Below are 6,737 nucleotides of genomic sequence, written 5' to 3'. Positions count from 1 at the left end.
TTGAGAAGCGGTGTAAGTGAACTGCAGTTGCCATGTTTTACGGCAGTGAGAGCAGAGATAGCGCTGATGTCCGGCAGTGCTTTTGCCGTTACGCACCACCCCGTCAGTAGCTGAACAGGAGGGACAGCTGATAGAAACAGAAGCCACTGGAGCACCTCAAAAACACCATCATACACTAAATCAGTAAGTTGGCAGCATCACCGGCGTGGACTATCCAAAACCGTATCGCGGTAAGCATAAAATTCTGGTGATCGCCGCGGACGAACGTTATTTGCCAACCGATAACGGAAAACTGTTCTCGACCGGTAACCATCCGATTGAAACGTTGCTGCCGTTGTATCATCTCCATGCTGCAGGTTTCGAATTCGAAGTGGCGACCATTTCCGGTCTGATGACCAAGTTTGAATACTGGGCTATGCCGCACAAAGATGAAAAAGTAATGCCATTCTTTGAGCAGCATAAATCGTTGTTCCGCAATCCGAAGAAACTCGCGGATGTTGTCGCCAGCCTCAACGCTGATAGCGAATATGCAGCAATCTTTGTTCCTGGTGGTCATGGCGCACTTATTGGTTTACCTGAAAGCCAGGACGTAGCTGCCGCTTTACAGTGGGCAATCAAAAATGACCGTTTTGTTATCTCCCTTTGCCACGGCCCGGCGGCTTTTCTGGCGCTTCGCCACGGCGATAACCCAGTGAATGGTTATTCCATTTGCGCATTCCCAGACGCCGCAGACAAACAAACGCCAGATATTGGCTATATGCCAGGTCATCTCACCTGGTACTTCGGCGAAGAGCTGAAGAAAATGGGCATGAACATCATTAATGACGACATCACCGGGCGAGTACATAAGGACCGTAAACTTCTCACCGGCGACAGTCCTTTCGCAGCGAATGCGTTGGGTAAACTGGCGGCGCAGGAAATGCTGGCAGCTTACGCGGGTTAATCCCTGTTACGTTTGAATGTAAGCGCATAATTAATCGCAGCCGCGTTAGTACTCACGACGTGGCTGCGTTTTTTCACGGTTAATTTATGGCGTACTGAAGCCCTATGTTAATTTCTTTGCGGTAACGTAATTCGGAACACATTATGCTTATTGATATAGTGATATGAAGCACTTCCCCCATGCAATTCGGCAATCGCTTTGACTAAAGAAAGACCAAGTCCCTGACCTACGGAATGACGCGAATTATCTCCCCGCCAAAATCTACGGAAGAGTTTTTCAGGCTCATGTATTTTCGTTCCAGGACTGGCGATATCAATATTAAGATAGCCGTTGGTATCAAGAAAACTGGTTATATGAATACGCGATTTTTCTGGTGAATATCTAATGGCATTAACAATAAGATTCGATAACATTCGTTGCAGTAAAATTTTATCCGCAAAGATTTGCTGATTGCACTCGACCTTAAAGCAAATCTCTTTCTCGTCTGAAAGATATTCAAGATAATCCAACAAATTTTCGACTTCCTTATTGAGAGAAAGCGAGTCCAGTTTCACCAAAACATTGTTTTTATCTGCCCGGGCAAGAAACAGTATGTTCTCTGTTAACCGCGAAATATTTTCCAACTCTTCAATGTTACCGGCAATTGTTTTTTGATATTCAGCGATACTTCTGGTTTGACTGAGCGTAACCTGATTCTGACCCAGTAATGCATTAATGGGCGTTCTAAGTTCATGAGCGAGATCATCAGCAAATTGACTTAGGCGTTCAAAATCTGTGACTAAGGCTTGATGCATTTTATTCAACGCCTGCCCAAGAGGTTTTAGTTCTCTCGGTAATGCGCTAACCTCAACAGGCTCTCGGCTATCGTTATAATTCAGCGCTTCCGTTACACCACTCAACTTTTTGATCTCTCGTAATCCCGTTCTGATTAACAGCGGACTTAATACTGAGCAAAGTACAATGGCGACAATGCAAATTATAATGCTATTAATTTTATACTGTTCAAGCATGTTATGTCTAGCTGAAGCCAATTTAGCCACAGTAACCGTTAATGATGGCGAAACTTCATCAATATTAATTCGTAAAGCATCAATCTCAGTATCATTAATAATGCTTCTGTAAATGCCAGCTGCGCTGATTGTCTCACTAGCAGGTATGTTATTTAACATGTCATCACTGACATTTGTCCGGTTAACAATTTTATTGATGCCATCACCATGAATGATCAAGATATCCTGACTAACATCCATCATCCGGTTAAAGTATACAGGTAACGTATCTGGATTTACCCCATCAATTAACAACTGCTTGATCTGTGCTGTCCGGTTAATGAGTGTTGTATCATCGCGCCATTTCAACTCACTTGCCAGGCCATTATAGAGAGTCCAGACAATTCCAGCGCCAGCAACAGACAGCAGCAATATAAAAAGCAAGGTTAAACGGACGGTTATAGACAATCTTTTCATTATTTTTTTACCGCTACGAATGAATAGCCCATCCCCCGGATTGTGGCGATTAGCTTTTCAGGAAAAGGATCATCAACTTTTGCGCGGAGCCTGCGAATGGCGACATCCACCGTATTGGTATCACTATCAAAGTTGATTCCCCAAATTTCACTCGCAATAACCGTTCTGGGTATAATTTCGCCAGCTCTGGAGGCCAGTAGCCAAAGTAACTGAAACTCCTTGCGCGTCAGTGTAATACTGATATTGTCCCTGCTCACACTTTGACTTACAGAGTCCATTCTTAAGCCACTGATTTCTAATGTTGAATTCAAAGCGTGATGTTGCCTTAATTGTGCCCGAACCCTTGCCAGCAACTCAGAAAATGAAAAAGGTTTTACCAGATAATCATTTGCTCCACTGTCCAGCCCTCTGACTCTGTCATCGACAGAATCCCTTGCAGTAAGGCAAATAACAGGGGTTTGCTTTGCTGTTCTTAACGTTTGTAAGATCTGCCAGCCATCCATACCCGGAAGCATAATATCCAGAATTATCAATGCATAATCATCCTTCAGCGCAAGATAAAGCCCATCTCTGCCATCAGAAACGGCATCAATGACATAACCCGCTTCGGAAAGCCCCTGCGTTACCCACTCCTGGGTCCTTTGATTATCTTCAATAAGTAAAATCTTCATGAAAATAATATGCCATAAATCATATGTTATAGAAACAGCCTGGTTCATTACAAAATTGTAATGCTGCTGTAAGGTTACCCTGGCCGCTTTTTCGCTATCCTCAAAACTCATTCACATGACAAGGATATAAACATGTTAAAGCGTTATTTAGTACTCTCGGTAGCAACGGCAGCATTTTCATTACCTTCTTTGGTTTATGCCGCACAACAAAACATTCTTAGCGTGCACATTTTGAACCAGCAAACCGGAAAACCCGCTGCTGACGTGACAGTCACTCTTGAAAAGAAGGCGGATAACGGCTGGTTACAACTTAATACCGCCAAAACAGATAAGGATGGACGAATTAAGGCACTGTGGCCCGAGCAAACTGCAACTACGGGCGATTACCGTGTCGTATTTAAAACCGGGGACTATTTCAAGAAACAAAATCTTGAAAGTTTCTTCCCTGAGATCCCCGTTGAATTTCATATTAATAAAGTGAACGAGCATTATCATGTGCCTTTATTACTTAGCCAATATGGGTATTCAACCTATCGTGGCAGTTAATGCATAAATATGTAAAAGCAGATCTCTGCTACTGTTAGGGAGGACACTCCCTGACAGATTAACAGTAAACGGCTCTTGCTGGCTAACGACAAAAAAGTGTGATGGCTCATGAAAAAGAATCAATTTTTAAAAGAATCAGATGTTACGGCCGAGTCGGTATTCTTTATGAAGCGTCGGCAGGTGTTAAAAGCACTGGGCATCAGTGCAGCTGCACTTTCTTTGCCTCACGCTGCGCATGCCGATCTGCTTAGCTGGTTTAAAGGGAACGATCGCCCGCCCGCCCCCGCCGGAAAACCGCTGGAGTTCAGCAAGCCTGCCGCCTGGCAAAATAACCTGCCACTGACGCCAGTAGATAAAGTCTCCGGTTATAACAACTTCTATGAATTCGGGCTGGATAAAGCCGATCCCGCCGCTAATGCTGGTAGCCTGAAAACCGATCCATGGACACTGAAAATCAGCGGCGAAGTGGCAAAACCATTGACCCTCGATCACGATGATTTAACCCGTCGCTTCCCGCTGGAAGAGCGTATTTATCGTATGCGCTGCGTGGAGGCATGGTCGATGGTGGTGCCGTGGATTGGTTTTCCGCTGCACAAATTGCTGGCGCTTGCCGAACCCACCAGCAATGCGAAGTATGTCGCTTTCGAAACAATTTATGCACCGGAACAAATGCCAGGCCAGCAGGACCGCTTTATCGGCGGCGGGATGAAATATCCTTATGTCGAAGGATTGCGTCTCGACGAAGCAATGCATCCGCTCACACTGATGACCGTGGGTGTTTATGGCAAGGCGTTACCGCCACAAAATGGCGCGCCGGTACGACTGATTGTGCCGTGGAAATATGGCTTTAAAGGGATTAAATCGATAGTCAGTATTAAGCTGACCCGCGAGCGTCCGCCAACCACCTGGAATCTGGCAGCGCCTGACGAATACGGTTTTTACGCCAACGTTAATCCGCATGTTGATCACCCGCGCTGGTCACAGGCTACCGAACGATTTATTGGTTCAGGCGGCATCCTCGATGTTCAGCGCCAGCCAACGCTACTGTTTAATGGTTACGCCGACCAGGTGGCATCGCTGTATCGTGGCCTGGATTTGCGGGAGAATTTCTGAATGCGTCTGACAGCAAAACAGGTGACATGGCTGAAAGTTAGCCTGCATCTTGCCGGATTGTTGCCGTTTCTCTGGCTGGTCTGGGCGCTCAATCACGGTGGACTGGGTGCCGATCCGGTGAAAGATATTCAGCATTTTACCGGTCGCACTGCACTGAAATTTTTGCTGGCGACCTTGTTAATCACACCTCTGGCACGCTACGCAAAACAGCCGTTATTGATACGCACTCGCCGCCTGTTAGGCTTATGGTGCTTTGCCTGGGCGACACTGCATTTAACCAGTTACGCATTGCTGGAGCTGGGCGTGAATAATCTGGCGTTATTAGGCAAGGAGTTAATTACCCGGCCTTATTTAACGTTAGGAATTATCAGCTGGGTTATTTTGCTTGCTTTAGCGTTTACTTCAACCCAGGCGATGCAGCGAAAACTCGGCAAGCACTGGCAACAGTTGCATAATTTCGTCTATCTTGTCGCGATCCTGGCCCCAATACATTATCTGTGGTCAGTGAAGATTATTTCACCGCAGCCGCTCATCTACGCTGGGCTGGCTGTACTGCTTTTAGCCTTACGGTATAAGAAGTTGCGTTCCCTTTTTAACCGGTTACGCAAGCAGGTTCACAACAAATTATCTGTATAACTTCATATTGCCGACAAAGTACGCGTTATCCCTGCCGGATGCGGCGCGAGCGCCCTATCCGGCCTACGCAGATCACATCAGATTATGTTTCGTTTGTCATCAACCTCAAATTATCAATATAATTCATTTTATTTCAATAAGATAGATAAGTACACCTGAGAAAACTATGCTCTCATCTCCTAAGAGTTGTTGCATTTTGCCATATGTTACAATATAACATTACACATCATATACAATGACTCTGGAGGAAACTGTTTTGGCGATTCGTCTTCACAAACTGGCTGTTGCGTTAGGTGTCTTTATTGTTAGCGCTCCTGCCTTTTCGCATGGTCATCACTCACACGGCAAACCCTTAACAGAGGTCGAACAAAAAGCTGCTAATGGTGTTTTTGATGATGCCAATGTACAAAACCGAACGCTCAGTGACTGGGATGGAGTCTGGCAATCCGTTTATCCTTTACTGCAAAGTGGCAAACTTGACCCCGTCTTTCAGAAGAAAGCGGATGCAGATAAAACTAAAACATTTGCTGAAATTAAAGATTATTATCACAAAGGTTATGCAACAGATATCGAGATGATTGGCATTGAGGACGGCATTGTTGAATTCCATAGAAATAATGAAACAACATCCTGTAAATATGATTACGATGGATACAAAATACTCACCTATAAATCAGGCAAGAAAGGCGTTCGTTACTTATTCGAATGTAAAGATCCTGAAAGCAAAGCCCCTAAATATATACAATTTAGCGATCATATAATTGCACCACGAAAATCATCTCATTTTCACATTTTTATGGGTAATGATTCACAGCAATCTTTATTAAATGAAATGGAAAACTGGCCAACGTATTATCCATATCAGTTGAGTAGCGAAGAAGTGGTCGAGGAAATGATGTCTCATTGAGTATTCTCATGATAACGCCTCGATGCCGCTTTAGTAAGTCATCATAACTGCCACTGGTCCATCCACAAACGCCACTGAACGCAAGCTAGCTACAGACACGCTCATCACTATGACGTGTCTGTATATTAATAAGCTAACCCGCATTGAGTTAACTGAGGTAGCCTGAGTTTAACGGACACTCCTTCCTGAAATAGAATGGCATCAGAAGGAGCTAATAATGAGCAGAAAAAACCAACGTTACTCTAAAGAGTTCAAAGCCGAAGCTGTCAGAACGGTTCTTGAAAATCAACTTTCGATCAGTGAAGGCGCTTCCCGATTATCCCTTCCTGAAGGCACTTTAGGACAATGGGTTACCGCCGCCAGAAAAGGGCTCGGTACTCCTGGTTCCCGCACGGTGGCTGAACTGGAATCTGAAATTCTGCAACTGCGTAAGGCGTTAAATGAAGCTCGCCTTG

Annotated in this window: 8 protein-coding genes and 1 pseudogene; 6 read left to right on the top strand and 3 right to left on the bottom strand. The window is 44.8% G+C overall.

Annotated elements, in window-relative coordinates; genetic code table 11:
- On the bottom strand, positions 1 to 147 hold a 147-nt coding region (locus BGK49_RS25820; RefSeq protein WP_001393286.1), incomplete at its 3' end, for an IS1 family transposase.
- Between the two features lie 40 nt (positions 148 to 187).
- Between BGK49_RS25820 and hchA the strand changes: the two are divergent.
- Positions 188 to 943: pseudogene (gene hchA / locus BGK49_RS07495) on the top strand (glyoxalase III HchA); the annotation flags it as partial.
- 107 nt (positions 944 to 1,050) lie between these two features.
- Here hchA and hprS read toward each other — a convergent pair.
- Both hprS and hprR read right to left on the bottom strand, forming a co-directional pair.
- Positions 1,051 to 2,409 (bottom strand): two-component system sensor histidine kinase HprS, encoded by a 1,359-nt coding sequence (gene hprS, locus BGK49_RS07490; protein WP_000826750.1) that lies wholly within the window; start codon positions 2,407 to 2,409, stop codon positions 1,051 to 1,053.
- Positions 2,409 to 3,080 (bottom strand): response regulator transcription factor HprR, encoded by a 672-nt coding sequence (hprR, locus tag BGK49_RS07485; protein ID WP_001339045.1) that lies wholly within the window; start codon positions 3,078 to 3,080, stop codon positions 2,409 to 2,411. Before hprR ends, hprS begins: the two co-directional genes overlap by 1 nt.
- A 132-nt stretch (positions 3,081 to 3,212) precedes the next feature.
- Between hprR and hiuH the strand changes: the two genes are divergently transcribed.
- From hiuH to BGK49_RS07460, 5 genes are all read left to right on the top strand, one after another.
- Positions 3,213 to 3,626, top strand: coding sequence for a hydroxyisourate hydrolase (gene hiuH / locus BGK49_RS07480; protein WP_000920127.1), 414 nt, complete (start codon positions 3,213 to 3,215; stop codon positions 3,624 to 3,626).
- 108 nt (positions 3,627 to 3,734) lie between these two features.
- Positions 3,735 to 4,739: a protein-methionine-sulfoxide reductase catalytic subunit MsrP gene (gene msrP / locus BGK49_RS07475; protein WP_000740102.1), complete on the top strand. Its 1,005-nt coding sequence runs from the start codon at positions 3,735 to 3,737 to the stop codon at positions 4,737 to 4,739.
- Positions 4,740 to 5,375: a protein-methionine-sulfoxide reductase heme-binding subunit MsrQ gene (gene msrQ, locus BGK49_RS07470; RefSeq protein WP_001241113.1), complete on the top strand. Its 636-nt coding sequence runs from the start codon at positions 4,740 to 4,742 to the stop codon at positions 5,373 to 5,375. It abuts the gene before it with no gap.
- Between the two features lie 256 nt (positions 5,376 to 5,631).
- Positions 5,632 to 6,282: a metal-binding protein ZinT gene (zinT, locus tag BGK49_RS07465; protein WP_001007759.1), complete on the top strand. Its 651-nt coding sequence runs from the start codon at positions 5,632 to 5,634 to the stop codon at positions 6,280 to 6,282.
- Positions 6,283 to 6,499: 217 nt separating this feature from the next.
- Positions 6,500 to 6,737: transposase (locus tag BGK49_RS07460; RefSeq protein ID WP_032335914.1), on the top strand; the 238-nt coding region annotated here is incomplete at its 3' end.

Origin of the sequence: Shigella sp. FC1544 (genome assembly GCF_001722145.1) — a bacterium.
Taxonomy (GTDB): domain Bacteria; phylum Pseudomonadota; class Gammaproteobacteria; order Enterobacterales; family Enterobacteriaceae; genus Escherichia; species Escherichia coli.
Note: the sequence above shows the minus strand (reverse complement) of the source record. Positions and strands in the feature narration are given on the sequence as shown.

Coding starts and splice junctions, on each gene's coding strand:
- hiuH (WP_000920127.1), top strand. CDS start 3,213: ATGTTAAAGCGTTATTTAGTACTCTCGGTAGCAACGGCAGCATTTTCA.
- msrP (WP_000740102.1), top strand. CDS start 3,735: ATGAAAAAGAATCAATTTTTAAAAGAATCAGATGTTACGGCCGAGTCG.
- msrQ (WP_001241113.1), top strand. CDS start 4,740: ATGCGTCTGACAGCAAAACAGGTGACATGGCTGAAAGTTAGCCTGCAT.
- hprS (WP_000826750.1), bottom strand. CDS start 2,409: ATGAAAAGATTGTCTATAACCGTCCGTTTAACCTTGCTTTTTATATTG.
- hprR (WP_001339045.1), bottom strand. CDS start 3,080: ATGAAGATTTTACTTATTGAAGATAATCAAAGGACCCAGGAGTGGGTA.